General features: G+C 71.1%; 20 protein-coding genes. 12 read left to right on the top strand and 8 right to left on the bottom strand.

Features of this window, described 5'->3' with window-relative positions:
• Positions 1 to 7: 7 nt before the first annotated feature.
• The gene (locus tag ACFY1U_RS05145; RefSeq protein ID WP_390692745.1) at positions 8 to 736 is read right to left on the bottom strand and encodes a ZIP family metal transporter; all 729 of its coding nucleotides are present in this window, start codon (positions 734 to 736) and stop codon (positions 8 to 10) included.
• Positions 737 to 847: 111 nt separating this feature from the next.
• Between ACFY1U_RS05145 and cobM the strand changes: the two genes are divergently transcribed.
• The 6 genes from cobM to cobC are packed head-to-tail and all read left to right on the top strand — an operon-like array spanning position 848 to position 7168.
• The gene (gene cobM / locus ACFY1U_RS05140; protein WP_390692744.1) at positions 848 to 1666 is read left to right on the top strand and encodes a precorrin-4 C(11)-methyltransferase; all 819 of its coding nucleotides are present in this window, start codon (positions 848 to 850) and stop codon (positions 1664 to 1666) included.
• The gene (cbiE, locus tag ACFY1U_RS05135) at positions 1663 to 2901 is read left to right on the top strand and encodes a precorrin-6y C5,15-methyltransferase (decarboxylating) subunit CbiE (protein WP_390692743.1); all 1239 of its coding nucleotides are present in this window, start codon (positions 1663 to 1665) and stop codon (positions 2899 to 2901) included. Before cobM ends, cbiE begins: the two co-directional genes overlap by 4 nt.
• The gene (gene cobJ, locus ACFY1U_RS05130; RefSeq protein WP_390692742.1) at positions 2898 to 4589 is read left to right on the top strand and encodes a precorrin-3B C(17)-methyltransferase; all 1692 of its coding nucleotides are present in this window, start codon (positions 2898 to 2900) and stop codon (positions 4587 to 4589) included. The genes cbiE and cobJ overlap by 4 nt, the downstream gene beginning before the upstream one ends.
• Positions 4590 to 4609: 20 nt before the next feature.
• Positions 4610 to 5200, top strand: coding sequence for a precorrin-8X methylmutase (locus ACFY1U_RS05125; protein WP_390692851.1), 591 nt, complete (start codon positions 4610 to 4612; stop codon positions 5198 to 5200).
• Entirely contained in the window at positions 5197 to 6114 is a 918-nt protein-coding gene (locus tag ACFY1U_RS05120; protein ID WP_390692741.1) for a sirohydrochlorin chelatase, read from the top strand. Before ACFY1U_RS05125 ends, ACFY1U_RS05120 begins: the two co-directional genes overlap by 4 nt.
• Positions 6104 to 7168, top strand: coding sequence for an Rv2231c family pyridoxal phosphate-dependent protein CobC (gene cobC, locus ACFY1U_RS05115; protein ID WP_390692740.1), 1065 nt, complete (start codon positions 6104 to 6106; stop codon positions 7166 to 7168). The genes ACFY1U_RS05120 and cobC overlap by 11 nt, the downstream gene beginning before the upstream one ends.
• 122 nt (positions 7169 to 7290) lie before the next feature.
• Here cobC and ACFY1U_RS05110 read toward each other — a convergent pair whose 3' ends face one another.
• The 5 genes from ACFY1U_RS05110 to ACFY1U_RS05090 all read right to left on the bottom strand — a co-directional run bounded on the left by ACFY1U_RS05110 (position 7291) and on the right by ACFY1U_RS05090 (position 12023).
• Positions 7291 to 8187, bottom strand: a complete 897-nt coding sequence (locus ACFY1U_RS05110; protein ID WP_390692739.1) for an SCO1860 family LAETG-anchored protein — start codon at positions 8185 to 8187, stop codon at positions 7291 to 7293.
• A gap of 177 nt (positions 8188 to 8364) precedes the next feature.
• A complete protein-coding gene (locus ACFY1U_RS05105) occupies positions 8365 to 9456 on the bottom strand; it encodes an amidohydrolase family protein (protein ID WP_390692738.1) in 1092 nt (363 codons plus the stop codon).
• An 81-nt stretch (positions 9457 to 9537) separates the two neighbouring features.
• Entirely contained in the window at positions 9538 to 10329 is a 792-nt protein-coding gene (locus ACFY1U_RS05100) for an amino acid ABC transporter ATP-binding protein (protein ID WP_390692737.1), read from the bottom strand.
• A complete protein-coding gene (locus ACFY1U_RS05095; protein ID WP_390692736.1) occupies positions 10326 to 11162 on the bottom strand; it encodes an amino acid ABC transporter permease in 837 nt (278 codons plus the stop codon). Before ACFY1U_RS05095 ends, ACFY1U_RS05100 begins: the two co-directional genes overlap by 4 nt.
• Positions 11163 to 11165: 3 nt before the next feature.
• Positions 11166 to 12023 carry a transporter substrate-binding domain-containing protein gene (locus ACFY1U_RS05090; RefSeq protein WP_390692735.1) on the bottom strand — a complete coding sequence of 286 codons (858 nt, stop codon included), beginning with the start codon at positions 12021 to 12023 and terminating at the stop codon, positions 11166 to 11168.
• 189 nt (positions 12024 to 12212) lie between these two features.
• Here ACFY1U_RS05090 and ACFY1U_RS05085 point away from each other — a divergent pair, with 189 nt between their 5' ends.
• The 6 genes from ACFY1U_RS05085 to thpD all read left to right on the top strand — a co-directional run bounded on the left by ACFY1U_RS05085 (position 12213) and on the right by thpD (position 17427).
• On the top strand, positions 12213 to 13289 hold the full coding sequence (locus ACFY1U_RS05085; RefSeq protein WP_390692850.1) for a pyridoxal-phosphate-dependent aminotransferase family protein: 1077 nt from the start codon (positions 12213 to 12215) through the stop codon (positions 13287 to 13289).
• A 94-nt stretch (positions 13290 to 13383) separates the two neighbouring features.
• The gene (locus ACFY1U_RS05080; protein WP_390692734.1) at positions 13384 to 13902 is read left to right on the top strand and encodes a DinB family protein; all 519 of its coding nucleotides are present in this window, start codon (positions 13384 to 13386) and stop codon (positions 13900 to 13902) included.
• Positions 13903 to 14220: 318 nt separating this feature from the next.
• The gene (ectA, locus tag ACFY1U_RS05075; RefSeq protein ID WP_390692733.1) at positions 14221 to 14727 is read left to right on the top strand and encodes a diaminobutyrate acetyltransferase; all 507 of its coding nucleotides are present in this window, start codon (positions 14221 to 14223) and stop codon (positions 14725 to 14727) included.
• Positions 14728 to 14819: 92 nt separating this feature from the next.
• Positions 14820 to 16091: a diaminobutyrate--2-oxoglutarate transaminase gene (ectB, locus tag ACFY1U_RS05070; RefSeq protein ID WP_390692732.1), complete on the top strand. Its 1272-nt coding sequence runs from the start codon at positions 14820 to 14822 to the stop codon at positions 16089 to 16091.
• A 30-nt stretch (positions 16092 to 16121) separates the two neighbouring features.
• The gene (locus tag ACFY1U_RS05065; protein ID WP_030933607.1) at positions 16122 to 16532 is read left to right on the top strand and encodes an ectoine synthase; all 411 of its coding nucleotides are present in this window, start codon (positions 16122 to 16124) and stop codon (positions 16530 to 16532) included.
• A 7-nt stretch (positions 16533 to 16539) separates the two neighbouring features.
• Positions 16540 to 17427: an ectoine hydroxylase gene (gene thpD, locus ACFY1U_RS05060; RefSeq protein ID WP_390692731.1), complete on the top strand. Its 888-nt coding sequence runs from the start codon at positions 16540 to 16542 to the stop codon at positions 17425 to 17427.
• A gap of 81 nt (positions 17428 to 17508) precedes the next feature.
• Here thpD and ACFY1U_RS05055 read toward each other — a convergent pair whose 3' ends face one another.
• Together ACFY1U_RS05055 and ACFY1U_RS05050 are read right to left on the bottom strand one after the other, a co-directional pair.
• The gene (locus ACFY1U_RS05055; protein WP_390692730.1) at positions 17509 to 18558 is read right to left on the bottom strand and encodes an aminotransferase class V-fold PLP-dependent enzyme; all 1050 of its coding nucleotides are present in this window, start codon (positions 18556 to 18558) and stop codon (positions 17509 to 17511) included.
• 99 nt (positions 18559 to 18657) lie between these two features.
• Positions 18658 to 19374 (bottom strand): DsbA family oxidoreductase, encoded by a 717-nt coding sequence (locus tag ACFY1U_RS05050; protein ID WP_390692729.1) that lies wholly within the window; start codon positions 19372 to 19374, stop codon positions 18658 to 18660.
• Between the last annotated feature and the right edge of the window lie 35 nt (positions 19375 to 19409).

The raw sequence follows: 19409 nt of genomic DNA, 5'->3' as shown, positions 1-19409 counted from the left end.
CACGGACTCACCCGGCCAGGCCCACCACGAGCCAGATGAAAGCCGCCCCCGCCACGGTGCACAGCAGCGTCGAGCGGGCGGGGTGCTCATGGTGCGCCTCGGGGAGGATCTCGGCGGCGGCGAGGTAGAGGAGTACACCGCCGAAGAGGCCGAGGTAGCCGCCGAGCAGGCCCTGAGGGATGGTGACGAACGCCGCCGAGGCCGCGCCGGCCACCGGGGCCACCGCGTCCGCGAACAGCATGGTCAGGGCCTTGCGACGGGCGTTTCCGTACAGGCTGGTGATCGTGTACGTGTTGAAGCCGTCCGCGAAGTCGTGGGCGACCACCGCCAGCGTGACCGCCGCGCCCATGCCGCCGCCGACCTGGAAGGCCGCGCCGATCGCCACGCCGTCCATGTAGCTGTGACCGACCATCGCCGAGGCGGCCGTGAGGCCCACCTCGGGCGCGCGTCCGTTGCTCTCCTCCCCGCCGTGCGCGGCCTGGCGGGCTGCCAGCAGGCGTTCCACCAGATGGGCCAGCAGAAAGCCGGCCACGAACAGGAGCAGGGCCGCCGGTACGCCGAAGACCTCTTCGCCCGCCGCCTTGAGCGCCTCCGGCAGCAGGTCCAGGCCGACGACACCCAGCATCAGTCCGCCGGCCAGGCCCAGAACCAGGTGGCGGCGGTCGGTCACACGCTGTGCCGTCCAGCCGCCGGCCAGCGTCATCAGGAACGCGCCGAGCGCGACGAAGACCGCCATACGCCCTTGCTATCCGATCAACCCCCGTTCACGCACGTCCGACGGCAATAACCACACTCCACTCGTCACTCCAAGAGCCAGACCCGAGCTTTGCTAGAGAGGACCGTTCCCATGGCCGATGCCCCCACCGGCAAGGTGACCTTCGTCGGTGCCGGCCCCGGCGCCGCCGACCTGTTGACGTTCCGTGCCGCGCGCGCCATCGCCGAGGCCGACGTCGTGATCTGGGCGGCGAGCCTGGTGCAGGCGGAGGTCCTCGAGCACGCGCGCGAGGACGCGGAGATCCTCGACTCGGCGACCATGTCGCTGGAGGACGTCGTCGCCGTCTACGAGCGCGCACATCGCACCGGCCTGAAGGTCGCCCGTATCCACTCCGGGGATCCCGCCCTGTGGGGCGGTACGCAGGAGCAGCTCGACCGGTGTGCGCGGATCGGCATCGGGACGGAGGTCGTGCCCGGTGTGTCCGCGTTCTCGGCCGTCGCCGCGCTCGCGCAGCGCGAGTTGACCATCCCGGAGGTCGCGCAGTCCGTCGTACTGACCCGGCTCGGCGGCGGCAAGACGCCGATGCCGCCCGGTGAGGAGGTGCGGGAGTTCGCCAAGCACGGCACCACCATGGCGATCTTCCTGTCCGCCGCCCGCAGCGGGCAGCTGGTGCGGGAGCTGCTGGAGGGCGGCTACCCGACGTCGACGCCGGTCGTCGTCGCCTACCAGGCGACCTGGCCGGAGGAGCTGGTCGTGCGGTGCACGATCGGGACGCTGGAGGAGACGGTCAAGGAGCACAAGCTCTGGAAGCACACCCTCTTCCTGGTCGGCCCGGCGCTGGACGCCGAGGGCACCCGCTCGCACCTGTACCACCCCGGTCACTTCCACGGCTACCGCAAGGCCGACCCGGAGGCCCGCAGGGCCCTGCGCGCGCGGGGTGCCAGTACGTGATCACGGTCGTCGGTACGGGAACGGGCGCACCCGTTCCCCTCGAAGCGGTGGCGGGGGCCGAGCTCGTCGTGGGCGGGCGACGGCATCTGGACGCCGTGCGGCTGCCCGAGACGGCCGAGCGGATCGTGCTCGGGCCGCTGGCGCCCGCCCTGGACACCATGGAGGAGTACGTCGGCAAGGACCGGCGGGTGGTCGTGCTGGCCTCCGGCGACCCCGGGTTCTTCGGGATCGTGCGGGCGCTGGCCGAGCGCTTCGGTGCGGAGCGTCTGGACGTACGGCCGGGTGTCTCGTCCGTCGCCACCGCCTTCGCCCGGCTCGGGCTGACCTGGGACGACGCGGTCGTGGTCAGTGCGCACGGGCGGGATCCGCGCACGGCCGTCAACATGTGCCGGGCGCACCCGAAGGTGGCCGTGCTCACCGGGCCCGGCGCCGGTCCGGCCGAGTTGGGCGCCGCGCTCGCCCGTACCGCGCCCGGCCGGGTCCTCGTCGTCGCCTCCGCGCTGGGCTCCGGCGAGGAGCGCCTGGAGCGGGTCTCCCCCGCCGAGGCCGCGGGCCGCGACTGGGGTACGGCGGTGAGTGTCGTCCTGTGCCTGGACGAGACGCGGGCGCTCGGTCCCGTACGGACGCTCGCCGGGACGGCCGTACGGCCCTTGGGATGGGCCCTGCACGAGGGCGAGTTCGCGCACCGCGACTCCATGATCACCAAGTTCGAGGTGCGGGCGCTGGCCCTGGCCCGGCTCGGGCCACGCCCCGGCGATCTGGTCTGGGACGTCGGCTCCGGCTCGGGTTCCGTGGCCGTGGAGTGCGCGCGGCTGGGCGCCGCCGTCAGCGCCGTCGAGAAGGCACCGGACGGGGTGGAGCGGATCCGCGCCAACGCCGGTGCGCACGGCGTCGACGTGCACGTGGTGCACGGGACGGCGCCGGACGCGCTGGATCGGCTCGACGATCCCGACGCCGTGTTCGTCGGGGGCGGGGGGCGCGAACTGCCCGGCATCGTGCGGGCGTGCGCGCGGCGGGCCCGGCGGACGGTCGTGGTCGCCATGGCCGCACTGGACCGGGTGCCCGCGGTGCGCACGGCGCTCACCGGTGCCGGGTTCGACTGCGACGGGGTGCTGCTGCAGTCGTCGCGGCTCGCACCGCTGCCGGGGGATGTCACCCGCCTCGCGGCGACGAACCCCGTATTCCTGCTGTGGGGGACCAGAACCCCCGTGTCTCACGAAGGAGTTGCCCTGTGATCGGCCTCATTTCCGCCACCGCGGCGGGGGCGGCGGCGCGCGACCGGCTGGCCGCGGCGTGGCCGGACCGCACGCGGGTGTACGAGGGTCCCGTCGGGGACGCCGTACAAGTCGCGTTCGCGGAGTGCGAGCAGCTCGTGTGTTTCCTGGCGACGGGGGCGGTGGTTCGGCTCGTGGCGCCCCTGCTGGGGGACAAGAAGAGCGACCCCGGTGTGGTGTGCGTCGACGAGGGCGGCCGGTTCGCCGTGTCGCTGGTGGGCGGACACGGGGGCGGTGCCAATGAACTCGCCGAGCAGGTGGGCGAGTTGCTCGGTGCCGAGCCCGTGGTGACCACGGCGACGGACGCCGTGGGCATTACCGGCCTGGACACGCTCGGCCTCCCGGTGGAGGGCGACGTGGCCGGTGTGACGCGGGCTCTGCTGGACGGTGAGCCGGTCGCGCTGGACGCCGAAGTGGCCTGGCCGCTGCCGCCGCTGCCGTTCACGGCGGAGGGCACACGGACCGTCCGGCTGACGGACCGAGCGGCCGAACCCGCCGAAGGTGAGGTGCTGCTGCGTCCGCCGTCCCTCGTCGTCGGCGTCGGTGCCTCCAAGGGCGCCCTCGTCGACGAGGTGCTCGGGCTGGTCGAGGGCGCGTTGCGGGACGCCGGACTGTCTCCTCGTAGCCTCGCCGAGCTGGCGACCGTGGACGCCAAGCGGGAGGAGCCCGGCATCGTCGAGGCGGCCGCGCGGCTCGGGGTGCCCCTGGTGACGTACTCCGCCGAGGAGCTGGCGAAGGTCGAGGTCCCCAACCCCTCCGACGCCCCGCTCACCGCCGTGGGCACTCCGTCGGTCGCCGAGGCCTCCGCGCTCGCCCGCGGCGGTGAACTCCTCGTCCCCAAGCGGAAGTCGGCCCGTGCGGACGGGCACGCCTCGATGGCGACCTGCGCCGTCGTACGACGTGCCGCGCGCGGGCGGCTCGCGGTGGTCGGGCTCGGCCCCGGCGCCCGCGATCTGCTCACCCCGCGCGCCACGGCCGAACTGCGGCGCGCCTCCGTGCTCGTCGGGCTCGACCAGTACGTCGACCAGATCCGCGACCTGCTGCGGCCCGGCACCCGGATCCTGGAGTCCGGGCTCGGCGCCGAGGAGGAGCGGGCCCGGACCGCGGTGGCCGAGGCCCGGAAGGGCCAGGCGGTCGCGCTGATCGGCAGCGGCGACGCGGGCGTGTACGCCATGGCCTCGCCCGCGCTAGCCGAGGCCTCCGACGACATCGACGTGATCGGCGTACCGGGCGTCACCGCCGCGCTCGCGGCCGGGGCGATCCTGGGCGCGCCGCTCGGCCACGACCACGTGTCCATCAGCCTCTCCGATCTGCACACGCCGTGGGAGGTCATCGAGCGGCGGGTGCGGGCGGCGGCCGAGGCGGACCTCGTGGTGACCTTCTACAACCCCCGTTCCCGGGGCCGGGACTGGCAGCTGCCGAAGGCGCTCGCGATCCTCGCGGAGCACCGGGAGCCGACGACGCCGGTCGGTGTCGTACGCAACGCGTCGCGGCCGGACGAATCCAGCCGGGTGACCGACCTGGGCTCCCTGGACCCGGCGACGGTCGACATGATGACCGTCGTGACCGTGGGCAACACGGCGACCCGTGAGATCGCGGGGCGCATGGTGACGCCGCGCGGCTACCGCTGGCAGGAGGCCGCATCATGAGCGACTCCGTCGCCGGGCCGGTGAACCGTGTGGTCCATCCGATCGAGCAGGAGTCCTACCGGCGGCTGCGTGCCCGCCTGGACACCTCGCACTTCCCGCCGCTGACGCGGGCGGTGGTGGAGCGGGTCGTCCACTCCGCCGCCGACCTCGACTACGCGACCGATCTCGTCATGGACGAGGCCGCCCTGGAAAAGGCGTACGCGGCCCTGCACGGCGGGGCGCCCGTCGTCGTGGACGTGGAGATGGTCGCGGCCGGGATCACCCGGCGCGAGACGGTCTGCCGGCTCAGGGACGCCGTCGCCGGTCCCGGACTGACCCGTTCGGCGCACGCGATACGGCTCGCCTACGAGCAGGTCGGCCCGGGCGCCCTCTGGGTGATCGGCAACGCGCCGACCGCCCTGGAGGAGCTGCTGACCCTGGACGCCTCCCCCGCGCTCGTCATCGGCCTGCCCGTCGGCTTCGTCGGCGCGGTCGAGTCCAAGGCCGCGTTGCGCGAGAGCGGGCTGCCCGCCGTGAGCAACGTGTCCGAGAAGGGCGGCTCGGCGGTCGCGTCGGCCACCCTGAACGCCCTGCTGTACCACCCCACTTCGTATTCCGAGGAGACATCGTGACCACCCCGCCGCCCGCCCTGCTCATCGCCGGTCACGGCACCCGGGACGAGGCCGGAGCCGAGGCGTTCCGCGACTTCGTACGGCAGCTGGGGGACCGCCACCCCGACCTGCCCGTCGCGGGCGGCTTCATCGAGCTGTCGCCGCCGCCGCTCGGCGAGGCGGTCGCCGAACTGGTGGAGCGGGGGGTACGGCGTTTCGCCGCCGTGCCGCTGATGCTGGTCTCCGCCGGGCATGCCAAGGGCGACATCCCGGCGGCCCTGACCCGCGAGAAGGAGCGCCACCCGGGGATCTCCTACACGTACGGGCGTCCGCTGGGCCCGCACCCCTCGCTGCTGTCGGTCCTGGAGCGGCGGCTGGACGAGGCGCTCGGAGAGACCGCGCGGACGCCGGAGGACCGAGCGGACGTGACCGTGCTGCTGGTCGGGCGCGGCTCCACGGACCCCGACGCCAACGCCGAGGTGTACAAGGCGGCACGGCTGCTGTGGGAGGGACGCGGGTACGCGGGCGTGGAGACGGCGTTCGTGTCGCTGGCGGCGCCGGACGTGCCGAGCGGCCTGGACCGGTGCGCGCAGCTGGGTGCCAAGCGGATCGTCGTCCTCCCCTACTTTCTGTTCACCGGCATCCTGCCGGACCGGGTGCGGCAGCAGACCGAGGGCTGGGCGGCCGCGCACCCGGAGGTCGAGGTGCGCTCCGCCGACGTCATCGGCCCGGAGCCGGAGCTGCTCGATCTGGTGATGGAGCGGTACGAGGAAGCGGTCAAGGGCGATCTGCGGATGAACTGCGACTCGTGCGTGTACCGGATCGCGCTGCCTGGCTTCGAGGACAAGGTGGGGCTGCCGCAGCAGCCGCACTTCCACCCGGACGACGACGGACACCACCATCACCACCACGGCGGACACGCCCATGCGCACTGAGCACGATCTCCGGCACCACGGCGACGCCGAGGTGCGCGACGACGGCTTGGCCCTGGTCGACCTGGCGGTGAACGTCCGCGCGGACACACCGCCCGCCTGGCTGCGCGAACGCGTAGCCGGTTCGCTCGGCTCCCTCGCGGCCTATCCGGACGGACGGGCCGCGCGGGCGGCGGTGGCGGCGCGGCACCGCCTCCCGGTGGAGCGGGTGCTGCTGACGGCCGGTGCCGCCGAGGCCTTCGTGCTGCTCGCCCGCGCCCTGAAGGTACGTCGACCGGTCGTCGTGCACCCGCAGTTCACGGAACCGGAGGCGGCCCTGCGGGACGCGGGCCACACGGTGGACCGGGTGCTGCTGCGCGAGGAGGACGGCTTCCGCCTCGACCCGGCGGCGGTCCCCGAGGACGCCGACCTGGTGGTGATCGGCAACCCGACGAACCCGACCTCCGTCCTGCACCCTGCCGCGGCCGTCGCCCAACTCGCCCGCCCCGGGCGGACGTTGGTCGTGGACGAGGCGTTCATGGACGCGGTGCCGGGCGAGCGGGAGGCGCTGGCGGGACGTACGGACGTGCCGGGGCTGGTGGTCCTGCGCAGCCTCACCAAGACCTGGGGGCTGGCCGGCCTCCGGATCGGCTACGTCCTCGCCGCCCCCGAGACGATCGCCGAACTGGAGCGCGCCCAGCCGCTGTGGCCGGTGTCCTCTCCGGCGCTGGCCGCCGCCGAGGCCTGCATGGGACCACAGGCCCTCGCGGAGGCGGCCCACGCGGCACACCGCATCGCCGCCGACCGGGCCCATCTGATCGCCGGGCTCGGCGAGTTCGCCTCGGAGGGGCTCCGGGTGACAGAGCCCGCCGAGGGCCCCTTCATCCTCGTACGACTGCCCCGGGCGACCGCGGTACGCAGGCATCTGCGGGACCTGGGCTTCGCGGTCCGGCGCGGGGACACGTTCCCGGGGCTGGGCGAGGAGTGGCTACGGCTGGCGGTGCGGGACAGGGCGACGGTCAACACCTTCCTCCAGGCACTGGACCGTGCGCTGACCCTGGCGTCGTCGCGCCGCTGAGCGGTCCCGGCTCCCTCAGGGCCGCGGGGAGTGCGCCCTTTAGGGGCGCGGGGAACTGCGCGACCAGCCACATCGAGCCCGCAGCCAAAAAACGACCCATCCCCGCACCCCCAGCGGAGCGCTCAGCTCCGGCTTCGCCGCGCCAGCGCCACCGCTCCACCGCCCGCCACGACCAGGGCGATCGCCCCACCGGCGATGTACGGCGTCATGGAGCCACCACCGGTCTCGGCGAGCCCAGACTCCTCGCCCTGCGCCTTGGTGCCACCGGTGCTGCCGGAGCCGCTGGACCCGGCGGAGCCGCCCGGCGCCTCGCAGGTCGCCTTCGCCAGGGTGAGGGTGCCCCCCACCTCGGCCACGTTCAGCTTCAACGGGTTGACGGACACCTTGAGTTCGAGGGCGGTCGCGGCCGCCGTACGCGAGGTCGTCTCCGTCTTCGACAGGGCGAGACGCACCTCACCGATGCCGGCCGCCTTGACCTCCGTGCTGCCGCCGGTCGTCAGGGTGACCTTCTTGCCCAGAACCGTCACCGAGCCGCCCAGGTTCGAGGAGGCCACGGGCTTCTTCCCGGCCTCGCAGACCGCCTTCGAGGTGACCTGCTCCAGCTCGATGAGGGACAGCAGCGGCAGCCCCGGGACATGGACACTGGCGTGGGCGAGGTTGGTGTAGCCCTCGGCCCTGGCGGAGGTGACGCTCGCCGCGGACTTCGCCGTCTTCGCGTCCAGCACGCTGAAGGGCCTGCCGCCGTTGACGCCGTCCAGCTCCGCGCTCAGCGCCGTCTTCTCGGCGCTCTCGGGTGCCTCGACCTGGTTGAGCGAGACCGCGAGGGGGACGTTCACGGTCTTGTGGAGCAGGGAGACGTCGAGCCCGGTGCGCAGGACGACAGCGCTCGCCCGGCCCTGGTCACCGGTCGCGTGCGCGGCGCCCGCGCCGGCCAGCGCCGCGGGACCTGCGGCGAGGGCCGTGGCCGTCGCGACGGTGGCGAGACGGCGTGCGGGCATGCGGAAGTTCTTGCCGTTCAAGGTGGGGACCCCTCAGAGGATTCTTGCTCGGGACCCGTCAAGAATTGCGCACCAGGGGTGCCCTGAAGGCATTCCGGCGCCACTTCACCCCATCGTGTGTTCGCCGTGAACATTTTCGAATCACCAGGCACAGGCGTTCCACTCTTTCACCGCCGTACCGCCTTGTGCCCGCGTCGGTCAGCCGACGACGTGTCCGTTCACCACTACCCGCCGAGGGGCCTCGAGTACACGTACGTCGGCCCGCGGATCGCTCTCGTACACCACGAGGTCGGCCGGGGCTCCCTCCTCAAGTCCGGGGCGGCCGAGCCACTTCCGCGCGCCCCAGGTGGTCGCCGACAGCGCCTCGACGGGCGGGATGCCGGCGGTGACCAGCTCCGCCACCTCGCCCGCCACCAGGCCGTGCGCGAGGTGGCCGCCGGCGTCGGTGCCGACGTAGACCGGGATGCCGGCGTCGTAGGCGTTGCGCACGGTGTCGTAGCGGCGTCCGTGGAGCCGGCGCATATGAGCCGACCACTTGGGGAACTTGTCCTCGCCGCCGTCGGCGAGCTGCGGGAAGGTCGCGATGTTGACGAGGGTGGGGACGATCGCGACGCCGCGCGAGGCGAAGAGGGGGATCAGGTCGTCGGTCAGGCCCGTCGCGTGCTCGATGCAGTCGATCCCGGCCTCCACCAGGTCCTGGAGGGAGTTCTCGGCGAAGCAGTGCGCGGTGACGCGGGCACCGAGGCGGTGGGCCTCGGCGATGGCCGCGTCCACGGCCTCCCGCGGCCAGCTGGGGGCCAGGTCGCCGAGGTCGCGGTCGATCCAGTCGCCGACCAGCTTCACCCAGCCGTCGCCGCGGCGGGCCTCCTGGGCGACGTAGGCGGTCAGTTCGTCCGGCTCGATCTCCCAGGCGTAGTCGCGCATGTAGCGGCGGGTGCGGGCGATGTGGCGTCCGGCCCGGATGATCTTCGGGAGGTCCTCGCGGTCGTCGATCCAGCGGGTGTCCGAGGGCGAGCCCGCGTCGCGGATGAGCAGGGTGCCCGCCTCGCGGTCGGTGAGCGCCTGCTTCTCGGCGACGTCCTGTTCGACCGGCCCGTGCGGGCCGAGGCCCACGTGGCAGTGGGCGTCGACGAGCCCGGGGAGCGCCCAGCCCTCGACGGTGCGGATGTCGTCCGCGCCGCCGGGACGGTCGTAGGAGACGCAGCCGTCGACCACCCACAGCTCGTCCCGGACGTCCTCGGGTCCGACGAGGACCCTGCCCTTCACATGCAGCACCGCGCGATCGCTCATGGGCCTCAGACTAGGACGACGGGCGGTCCCTCCCCGATCCGGCTCAGCGGCCGGCCGCCGGAACCCTCGCACAGGGCACTGTCAGCCGGCCCCGCCCACCTGGTCCGAGGTCCCCTCCTCCACCTGGGCCATCGCCGGGTCGAGGAGCCGGGACAGGAAGTGGCGGGTGCGTTCGTGGACGGGGGCGCCGATGACCTGGTCGGGGGTGCCGTCCTCGACGATCGTGCCGCCGTCCATGAAGACGACCCGGTCGGCGACCTCGCGGGCGAAGGTCATCTCGTGGGTGACGACCATCATGGTCATGCCCTCGTCGGCGAGCATGCGCATCACGGCCAGTACGTCCCCCACCAGTTCGGGGTCGAGCGCCGACGTCGGCTCGTCGAACAGCATCACCTCAGGGCCCATGGACAGCGAGCGGGCGATCGCCACGCGCTGCTGCTGGCCGCCGGAGAGGGAGGCGGGGTAGGCGTCCGCCTTCTCCGACAGGCCGACGCGCGCCAGGTTCTCGGCGGCCACCTGCGCGGCCTTCGCCTTGTCCCGCCTGAGCACCCGGCGCTGCGGCAGCGTGAGGTTCTCGGTCACCGTGAGGTGCGGGAAGAGGTTGAACTGCTGGAAGACCATGCCGATACGGCGGCGTACGGCGTCGATGTCGACGTCGGGGTCGGTGAGTTCGGTGCCGCCCACGAAGACCTGGCCCTTGGTGGGCTCCTCCAGCAGGTTCACACAGCGCAGCAGGGTCGACTTGCCCGAGCCGGACGGGCCGATGACGCAGACGACCTCGCCCTGACAGATCTCCAGGTCGATGCCGCGCAGCACCTCGTTGGCGCCGAAGGACTTGTGCAGGCCGCGTACTTCGATTTCCGGACGGCTCATTTGACGGCCTCCTGGGCCTTCGCCTCCATACGGCGTACGACGAAGCCGAGCGGGATCGTGATCAGCAGGTAGCACAGGCCCGCGACCAGGATCGGTGTGGAGTTGGCGGTCGTACTGGCCAGGTCACGGCCGTACTTGGACAGTTCGCGCTCCTCCAGGGTGACGCCGAGGAACAGCACGAGCGAGGAGTCCTTGAAGAGCAGGACCAGTTCGTTGGTCAGCGGCGGGAGGATGATGCGGAACGCCTGCGGGATGATGATCGAGACCATGGCGCGGCCCGGCGAGAAGCCCAGCGAACGGGCCGCCTCCATCTGGCCCTTGGGCACCGCCTGGATGCCCGCGCGGATCGTCTCGGCCATGTAGGCGGCGGCGACCAGGCCGAGCGCCAGGGCCACCTTGCCGTAGGTGCCGCCCACGATCTCCGTGCCGGGGAAGGCCAGCGGGACGGCGACCCCGATGAAGATGAAGATCAGCAGGGCGGGCAGGCCGCGGAAGATCTCGATGTAGACGCCGGCCAGCCAGCGGTAGGGGCCGACGGACGACAGCCGCATCAGCGCGATCACCATGCCGAGCGCCAGGCCGACGACGAAGCCGGACAGCGTGTACAGCACGGTGTTCTTCAGCGCCAGCGTGATGACGTCCGGGAACATCTGCTTGGCGATGCTGCCCTGCGCGAACTGGTTCTTCAGCCGCCCCCAGTCCGCCGAGACCGCGAAGGCGATCACGGCGGCGACGAAGACGACGTACTGCGCGCCGCGCGACAGACTGCGCTTCTGACTGCGCGTCAGACCCTTTTTCCTGGGCTGGAGTTGTACGTCCGTGTCGGTGCTCATGGGTCAGGACGCGGCGGGGGACGGGGAGGCGGCGGAGGGGTTGTACGGGCCGATCCACTTCTCGTACAGCTTCTTGTACGTGCCGTCCGCCTTGGCGTCCTTGATCGCCTTGTTGATGGCGGCGAGGAGCTTGGTGTTGCCCTTCTTGACCGTGAAGCCGTACTGCTCACCGGTGTTGAGGTTGTCGGCGACCTTGAACTTGTCCGCGTTGGTCTTGTCCTTGAGCCAGCCCTGGACCACCGGGTAGTCGATGATGACGGCCTTGACCTGGCCGGTGCGCAGGCCGTTGAGGACGGCGTCGGAGGACTCGAAGGAGACCGGGTCGAAGCCCTGCTTCTTCGCGTAGTCCTCGCCGGTGGTCTGCGCCTGGGCGCCCAGCTTGACCTTCTTGGCCTTCGCGTCGGCGAGCGAGGTGATGCCGCTGTTCTTGTCGACCAGGAGGGCCTGGGTGGCATCGAAGTAGGGGTCCGAGAAGTCGACGTTCTTCTTGCGCTCGGCGGTGATGGTCATGCCGGCAGCGGCCAGGTCGCACTCACCGGAGTTGAGGAACGCGCCGGTCTTGAAGTTCTCGAAGGGCGTGTCGAGGATCTGCTGCTTCACACCCAGGTTCTTGGCCACGAGGTCGATCAGCGACACGTCGAAGCCCTGCACCTTGCCGTTGATCTCCGACTGGAAGGGCGGGTACGGCAGGTGGGTGCAGGTGGTGAGCTGTCCGGCCTTGACGAGCTGAACGCCGCCGGCGGCGGTCTTGCTCCCGCTGCCACCGTTGCCGGTGGACGTGCAGGCAGCCACGAGCACCAGCCCGGCCGTCGCGGTGGTGGCGGCCAGAACGCGGGTCCGGCGCCCGGAGAACGTCTTCACGGGGTGGCCTCCTGTGTGGGAACTGTGGGTTCCGATTATAAGGAGATGTTTGGGTCTCTCAAATCAAACCGATGGTTGCGGGGCTGTCCGGCCTAAGAAGTCGCAAGTGGCAGGAGGGGCGGGAGTGGGGTCATGGGTGGTGGATACCCTCGACCGAGCCGACCACTCGTGACCGAAGAGAGCACCGCCGTGACCCACCCTTACCTCGATCTGCCCCCGATGAGCGCCGCGCACTTCGCGTCGGTCGAGGACCGGGTGGCGCGGCTGCTCGGCACCGAGCAGGACGTCGTGATCATGCAGGGTGAGGCGCTGCTGCCGCTGGAGGGGGCGATCCGCGCGGCCGCCGGGCCGGGGACGGTCGCGCTGAACGTCATCACGGGCCCGTACGGGCAGACCTTCGGGAACTGGCTGCGGGACTGCGGGGCGACGGTGATCGACCTGGCCGTGCCCTTCCACACGGCGGTCACCGCCGAGCAGATCCAGGCCGCGTTCGCCGAGCGTCCCGAGATCGACTTCGTGTCGCTGGTGCACGCGGAGGCGGCGACCGGAAACACCAACCCCGTCGCGGAGATCGGGGAGGTCGTACGGGAGCAGGGGGCGCTGTTCTACCTGGACGCCGTCGCCTCCATCGGGGCCGAGCCGGTGCTGCCGGACGCGTGGGGTGTGGATCTGTGCGTCATCGGGGCGCAGAAGGCGATGGGCGGTCCTGCGGGGGTGTCGGCGGTGTCGGTGAGCGAGCGGGCATGGGCGCGGATGGCCGCCAATCCGGGGGCGCCGCGCCGGTCGTATCTGTCGCTCCTCGACTGGAAGGAGCGGTGGGTCGACGGCGGGCGGAAGGCACTGCTGCATGCGCCGGCGCAGCTGGAGATGCTGGCGCTCGAGGCGTGCGTCGAGCGGATCGAGACGGTGGGGCTGGATGCCGTCATGGCCCGGCATGCGGCGGCCGCGGCGGCGACCCGGGCGGGGGCGGGGGCTCTGGGTGGGGGGCTGGAGCCGTATGTGTACGAGGCGCGGGAGGCTGCGCCGGTGGCCACGACACTGAGGGTTCCTGACGGGGTGGTGGCGTCGGAGGTGGTGGCTCGGGCGCTGGAGAGCGATCCCTCGCTGCCGTTGGCGGCGGGTGGGGGTGCGTTGGCCAAGGAGATGGTTCGGGTCAATCACTATGGGCCGGATGCTTCGGTGGAGGTGGTGCAGTCCTGCCTGGCGGCGCTGGGCGGTGCGCTGGCGGAGCTGGGGGTGACCGGCCGCCAGCGGCGGAGCCGCTGATTTTCAGCCCGTCCGGCGTTTGAGGACGGGGCCGTTCAGGCCGACAGCGGGGGCCTGGGGGCGGCAGCCCCCAGTGCGGTGCCATGCTCGCCCCATGGCTAACCAGACGCTTCCCGACGGCCGCACCGTCCCCCACCTCACCGGCGATGAGCGCCCCATGCTCGAAGGCTGGCTCGACTTTCACCGGGGCACCCTGGCCCTGAAGTGCGCGGAGTTGGACGACGCGCAGGTGCGGACGGCGTCCGCCGAGCCGTCGGCGCTCACGCTGCTCGGGCTGGTGCAGCACCTCGCCGAGGTCGAGCGGAACTGGTTCCAGCGGGTGGTCGGCGGGCTCGACGTACCACCGGTCTTCGGGGAGGAGACCGGGTACGTGCTCGACCCGGCGCGCGGGCTCGACGAGGCGCTGGACGTGTGGCGCCGGGAGATCGCACACGGGCGGGAGCTGTGCGCCGGGCTGTCGCTGGACTCCACCGGGCGGCTCGTCGACGGCCCCATGGCGGGGCTGGAGGTCAGTCTGCGGTGGGTGCTCGTTCATATGATCGAGGAGTACGCCCGGCACAACGGGCACGCCGATATCTTGCGGGAACGGATCGACGGAGTAACCGGCTTCTAATTCCAGGCCGAACTCCGGGTGTAATTCAGGAATTCACTTCTGCACAGCTTCCCGTGCTCTTCTGCCCGCTTTTCCCCGGCCTAAACGCAAAGATTTCGCGAACACCAACCGGGGGAATTCGGGCAGATCTCGTGGGGGTTACATGCTTGTGACGCGTTACACATCGCGACCGATTTGCCCCGTATTTTCCGGACAATACCCCCGGTATCACCTCCGCCCCGTGCGACCACTCGCGCCCGCGTGATAACACACGAGGCCGCCGTGCGTAACCCTCACCGGCGATGCAATTTCGAATTTCCCTGGGTAAATTAAATCCGCATGACTGCCGTTCAAGCAGATCTGCACATCGACCGTCCGCAGGTCGCGGACGGAGCCGCGTTGTGGCGGATTGCCAAGGACTCGAAGGCCCTCGACCTGAACTCGTCGTACAGCTATCTGCTGTGGTGTCGCGACTTCGCGGCCACCTCGGCGGTGGCCCGCGACGGGCGCGGGGAGCCGGTCGGCTTCGTCACCGCGTACGTACGGCCGGACCGCCCGCGCACCCTGCTGGTGTGGCAGGTGGCCGTGGACGAGGCGTACCGCGGGCGCGGCCTGGCCGGCGCACTGCTCGACGGGCTCGTCGCGCGGGTCGGTGCCGCGCACCGGATCACCGCCGTCGAGACCACCATCACACCCGGCAACACCGGCTCCGAGCGCCTGTTCACCTCGTTCGCCGAGCGGCACGGCGCCCTCGTGGAGCGCGAGGTGCTGTTCGACGAGGGCCTGTTCCCCGACGGGCCGCACGACCCCGAAGTCCTGTACCGCATCGGTCCCCTCTCCCTCTGACCGACACGGACGACACCACCGATGACGGCACCGATGCCCCACCCACTGACGACCCACACGCACTCCCCCCACGCAACGAGGAGCGATTCGTCGTGACCATCACCCAGCCCGACCTCAGCGTCTTCGAGACACTCGAGTCCGAGGTGCGCAGCTACTGCCGCGGCTGGCCCACCGTCTTCGACCGTGCGCACGGCAGCCGTATGTACGACGAGGACGGCCATGAGTACCTGGACTTCTTCGCCGGAGCGGGCTCGCTGAACTACGGCCACAACAACCCCGTCCTGAAACGGGCGTTGATCGACTACCTGGAGCGGGACGGCGTCACGCACGGGCTCGACATGTCGACCACCGCCAAGCGTTCCTTCCTGCAGACCTTCCAGGACCTGGTGCTGCGGCCGCGCGACCTGCCGTACAAGGTCATGTTCCCGGGCCCGACGGGTACGAATGCCGTGGAGTCGGCCCTGAAGCTGGCGCGGAAGGTCAAGGGGCGCGAGGCCATCGTCTCGTTCACCAACGCCTTCCACGGCATGTCCCTCGGCTCCCTCGCCGTGACCGGGAACGCCTTCAAGCGGGCCGGGGCCGGCATCCCGCTCGTCCACGGCACGCCCATGCCGTTCGACAACTACTTCGACGGCAAGGTGCCGGACTTCCTGTGGTTCGAGCGGCTCCTGGAGGACCAGGGGTCCGGGCTCAACAAGCCCGCGGCCGTGATCGTCGAGACCGTGCAGGGCGAGGGCGGCATCAACGTCGCGCGGCCCGAGTGGCTGCGGGCGCTGTCCGAGCTGTGCGAGCGCCAGGACATGCTGCTCATCGTCGACGACATCCAGATGGGCTGCGGGCGTACCGGTGCCTTCTTCTCGTTCGAGGAGGCCGGGATCACCCCGGACATCGTCACCGTCTCCAAGTCCATCAGCGGCTACGGACTGCCCATGTCGCTGTGCCTGTTCAAGCCGGAGCTGGACATCTGGGAGCCGGGCGAGCACAACGGCACCTTCCGCGGCAACAACCCCGCCTTCGTCACGGCCACCGCCGCCCTGGAGGCGTACTGGGCGGACGGGTCCGCGATGGAGAAGCAGACCCGGGCACGCGGCGAGCAGGTCGAGCAGGCACTGGCCGCCATCACCGAGGAGAACCGCGCCGACGTCAAGGAGTACCGCGGACGCGGGCTCGTGTGGGGCCTGGAGTTCCACGACAAGGGCCGGGCCGGCCGGATCGCGAAGCGCGCCTTCGAACTCGGGCTGCTCATCGAGACGTCGGGCCCCGAGAGCGAGGTCGTCAAGCTCCTCCCGGCGCTCACCGTCACGGCCGACGAGATGGACGAGGGGCTCAGCATCCTCGCCCGCGCCGTACGCGAAACCAATTAGTCACGACCAGCAAGGAGTAGTGCAAGCACCGTGATCGTCCGTTCGTTCAAGGACATCGAAGGCACCGACCGGCATGTGAAGGCCGCGTCCGGCACGTGGGAGAGCAAACGCATCGTCCTCGCCAAGGAGAGGGTCGGCTTCTCCCTGCACGAGACGATTCTGTACGCGGGTACGGAGACGTCGATGTGGTACGCGAACCACATCGAGGCCGTCGTGTGCGTCGAGGGCGAGGCCGAGCTCACCGACGACGAGACCGGGCAGAAGTACACCATCACGCCCGGCACCATGTACCTCCTGGACGGGCACGAGCGGCACACGATGCGGATCAAGGAGGACTTCCGCTGCATCTGTGTCTTCAACCCGCCCGTGACCGGCCGGGAGGACCACGACGAGAACGGCGTCTACCCGCTGCTCACCGAGCCCGAGCCCGAGGAGGTGTGACATCACCATGACCACCGTCACCGATCTCTATCCCAGCCGCGGCACCACCGAGGTGTCGACCCCGCGCCAGGACCCCGTCGTGTGGGGCTCCCCCGACACACCGGGCCCGATCACGTCCGGCGACCTCCAGTCCTTCGAGCGCGACGGCTTCCTGGCCGTCGACCAGCTCATCGCCGACGACGAAGTCGCCGTCTACCGGCAGGAGCTGGAGCGCCTCGTCACCGACCCGGCGATCCGGGCCGACGAGCGCTCGATCATCGAGCCGAAGTCCAAGGAGATCCGCTCCGTCTTCGAAGTGCACAGGATCAGTGAGGTGTTCGCGAACCTCGTGCGCGACGAGCGGGTCGTGGGCCGGGCGCGGCAGATCCTCGGCTCGGACGTGTACGTCCACCAGTCGCGGATCAACGTCAAGCCGGGCTTCGGGGCCAGCGGCTTCTACTGGCACTCGGACTTCGAGACCTGGCACGCCGAGGACGGTCTGCCGAACATGCGCACGGTGTCCGTCTCGATCGCGCTGACCGAGAACTACGACACCAACGGCGGCCTCATGATCATGCCGGGGTCGCACAAGACGTTCCTCGGGTGCGCGGGAGCCACGCCCAAGGACAACTACAAGCAGTCGCTGCAGATGCAGGACGCGGGCACGCCCTCGGACGAGGCGCTGACCGCCATGGCGAGCGAGTACGGCATCAAGCTGTTCACGGGCAGGGCCGGCTCGGCGACCTGGTTCGACTGCAACTGCATGCACGGCTCGGGCGACAACATCACGCCGTTCCCGCGCAGCAACGTGTTCATCGTGTTCAACAGCGTGGAGAACGCGGCGGTCGAGCCGTTCGCGGCGCCGATTCGGCGGCCTGAGTTCATTGGCGCGAGGGACTTCACTCCCGTCCGGTGACTCGTTCCGGAGCGGGCGGCGTCACAGGCTTCACAGCCAGGACGGTGACGCCGCCCGCTCCAGTGCGCTGCGCGCCGGGGTTCAGTCGGACAGGGCGTCCAGCAGGCGGTCGACATCGGCCGCCGTGTTGTACAGGTGGAAGGCGGCACGCAGGTTGCCCGCGCGGTCGGAGACCTCCACTCCGGCGCCGCTCAACTCGCCCTGGCGGCGTCCGAGTCCGGGGACCGAGACGATCGGGGAACCGGGTGACGGGACGGGTTCGTGGCCGAGGGAGGCCAGGCCCGCGCGGAAGCGGTCGGCGAGGGCGAGGTCGTGGGCGCGTACGGTGTCCGTGCCGAGTTCCTCCAGGAGTTCGAGGGAGCGGCGGGCGCCGGCGTAGGAGAAGAGGGCCGGACTCTCGTCGAACCGCCGTGCGGAGTGGGCGAGTTCGTCGATGGGGCCGTAACAGGCGTCCCAGGGGCGCTCCCCCGCCACCCAGCCGGCGAACAGCGGGGTGATGTGGCCGAGGTCCTCCGGTACGACGAGGAAGGCCACACCCCGCGGGCAGACGAGCCACTTGAAGCCGACGGCGGCGGAGTAGTCGTAGGCGTCCGCGTCGAAGTCCAGCCAGCCGGCGGCCTGGGACGCGTCGATGTACGTACGTGCTCCGTGCTCGCGCGCCGCCTGCCGGATCGCGGGCAGGTCGGCCACCCGCCCGTCGGCGGACTGCGCGGCGCTGACCGCGACCAGGGCGGTGCCGGGCCGCACGGACTCGGCGACGCCCTCCAGGGGCACGCTGCGCACCTTGAGGTCGGAGCGGACGTGGAAGGGGTTCACCACGGAGCTGAAGTCGCCCTCGGCGGTGAGGACTTCGGCGCCGTCCGGAAGAGAGGCAGCGATCAGCCCGCTGTAGACGGCGACCGAGGCCCCGGCCGCCACCCGGCGCCCGGGCACCCCGACGAGCCGCGCGAAACAGTCGCGGCTCGCCTCGACGTCCCCGAACATGTCGGTCGGATCACCGGCCGCGGCCGCCTCCACGGCGACGCGCATGGCGGCCACGGTGCGCGCCGGCAGCAGTCCGGTGCTCGCGGTGTTCAGATAGGTGTTCTTCGGGGCGAACTCGGCACGGACGAGGCTCTCGAAGGTCTCCATGGATCCACTGTGAGCCTCAGGGAACCCATAGTCCATTGCCGATTCTTACGTGGTTTCACTAAGCAACGCTTATATGTCCGCCCCGGCCTGCACACTTCCTCAGTGCTGCGGCACCGCGCACCCGTCGGGACCGCAGGCGTCCGCGTCCCCCTGGTCGATCAGCTGCAGCGGCGAGCGCTCGCCCCAGGCCTGGGTCAGCGCCTGGGTGAAGACCTCGGCGGGCTGGGCGCCGGAGACGCCGAACTTGCGGTCGAGCACGAAGAACGGCACACCGCCCGCGCCGAGCTGCGCGGCCTCGCGCTCGTCGGCGCGGACCTCGTCGGCGTAGGCGGCCGGGTCGGCGAGCACCTTGCGGGCGTCCTCGGCCTCCAGACCGGCGGCGACGGCCAGCTCCACCAGCCGCTCGTCGCCCTCGGTGAAGACGGACCGCTCCTCGGCGAAGTTCGCCTTGTAGAGGAGCTGGATCAGCTCGTCCTGCCTGCCCTGCTCCTTGGCGAAGTGCAGCAGGCGGTGCATGTCGAAGGTGTTGCCGTGGTCGCGGTCCCGGGTGCGGTACTCAAGACCCTCGGCCGCGGCCTGCGCACCCAGGTTCTCCTCGCCGGCCTGCGCCTGCGCCTCGCTCATGCCGTACTTCTTGGTGAGCATCCTGATCACCGGCTGGACATCACCCTTGGCGCGCCCGGGGTCCAGTTCGAAGGAGCGGTGCACGACCTCGACCTGGTCGCGGTGCGGGAAGGCGTCGAGCGCCTTCTCGAATCGGGCTTTCCCGACATAGCACCAGGGGCACGCGATGTCCGACCAGATCTCGACCTTCATGTTCTCGGCTCTCCAGCTCGTACGGGTACGGAGAC

It is taken from the genome of Streptomyces sp. NPDC001351 (assembly GCF_042896045.1).
In the GTDB taxonomy this organism is placed as follows: Bacteria; Actinomycetota; Actinomycetes; order Streptomycetales; family Streptomycetaceae; genus Streptomyces.
The sequence above is the reverse complement of the archived record's forward strand: the minus strand, read 5'-3'. Positions and strand labels throughout refer to the sequence as shown.

Bases quoted from the DNA above. Each gene is read 5' to 3' on its own strand.
- thpD (WP_390692731.1), top strand. From the start codon at position 16,540: ATGACCACCGTCACCGATCTCTATCCCAGCCGCGGCACCACCGAGGTG.
- ACFY1U_RS05100 (WP_390692737.1), bottom strand. From the start codon at position 10,329: ATGAGCCGTCCGGAAATCGAAGTACGCGGCCTGCACAAGTCCTTCGGC.
- cobC (WP_390692740.1), top strand. From the start codon at position 6,104: ATGCGCACTGAGCACGATCTCCGGCACCACGGCGACGCCGAGGTGCGC.
- ectA (WP_390692733.1), top strand. From the start codon at position 14,221: ATGACTGCCGTTCAAGCAGATCTGCACATCGACCGTCCGCAGGTCGCG.
- ACFY1U_RS05105 (WP_390692738.1), bottom strand. From the start codon at position 9,456: ATGAGCGATCGCGCGGTGCTGCATGTGAAGGGCAGGGTCCTCGTCGGA.
- ACFY1U_RS05050 (WP_390692729.1), bottom strand. From the start codon at position 19,374: ATGAAGGTCGAGATCTGGTCGGACATCGCGTGCCCCTGGTGCTATGTC.
- ACFY1U_RS05145 (WP_390692745.1), bottom strand. From the start codon at position 736: ATGGCGGTCTTCGTCGCGCTCGGCGCGTTCCTGATGACGCTGGCCGGC.
- ACFY1U_RS05080 (WP_390692734.1), top strand. From the start codon at position 13,384: ATGGCTAACCAGACGCTTCCCGACGGCCGCACCGTCCCCCACCTCACC.
- ACFY1U_RS05055 (WP_390692730.1), bottom strand. From the start codon at position 18,558: ATGGAGACCTTCGAGAGCCTCGTCCGTGCCGAGTTCGCCCCGAAGAAC.
- cobM (WP_390692744.1), top strand. From the start codon at position 848: ATGGCCGATGCCCCCACCGGCAAGGTGACCTTCGTCGGTGCCGGCCCC.
- ACFY1U_RS05095 (WP_390692736.1), bottom strand. From the start codon at position 11,162: ATGAGCACCGACACGGACGTACAACTCCAGCCCAGGAAAAAGGGTCTG.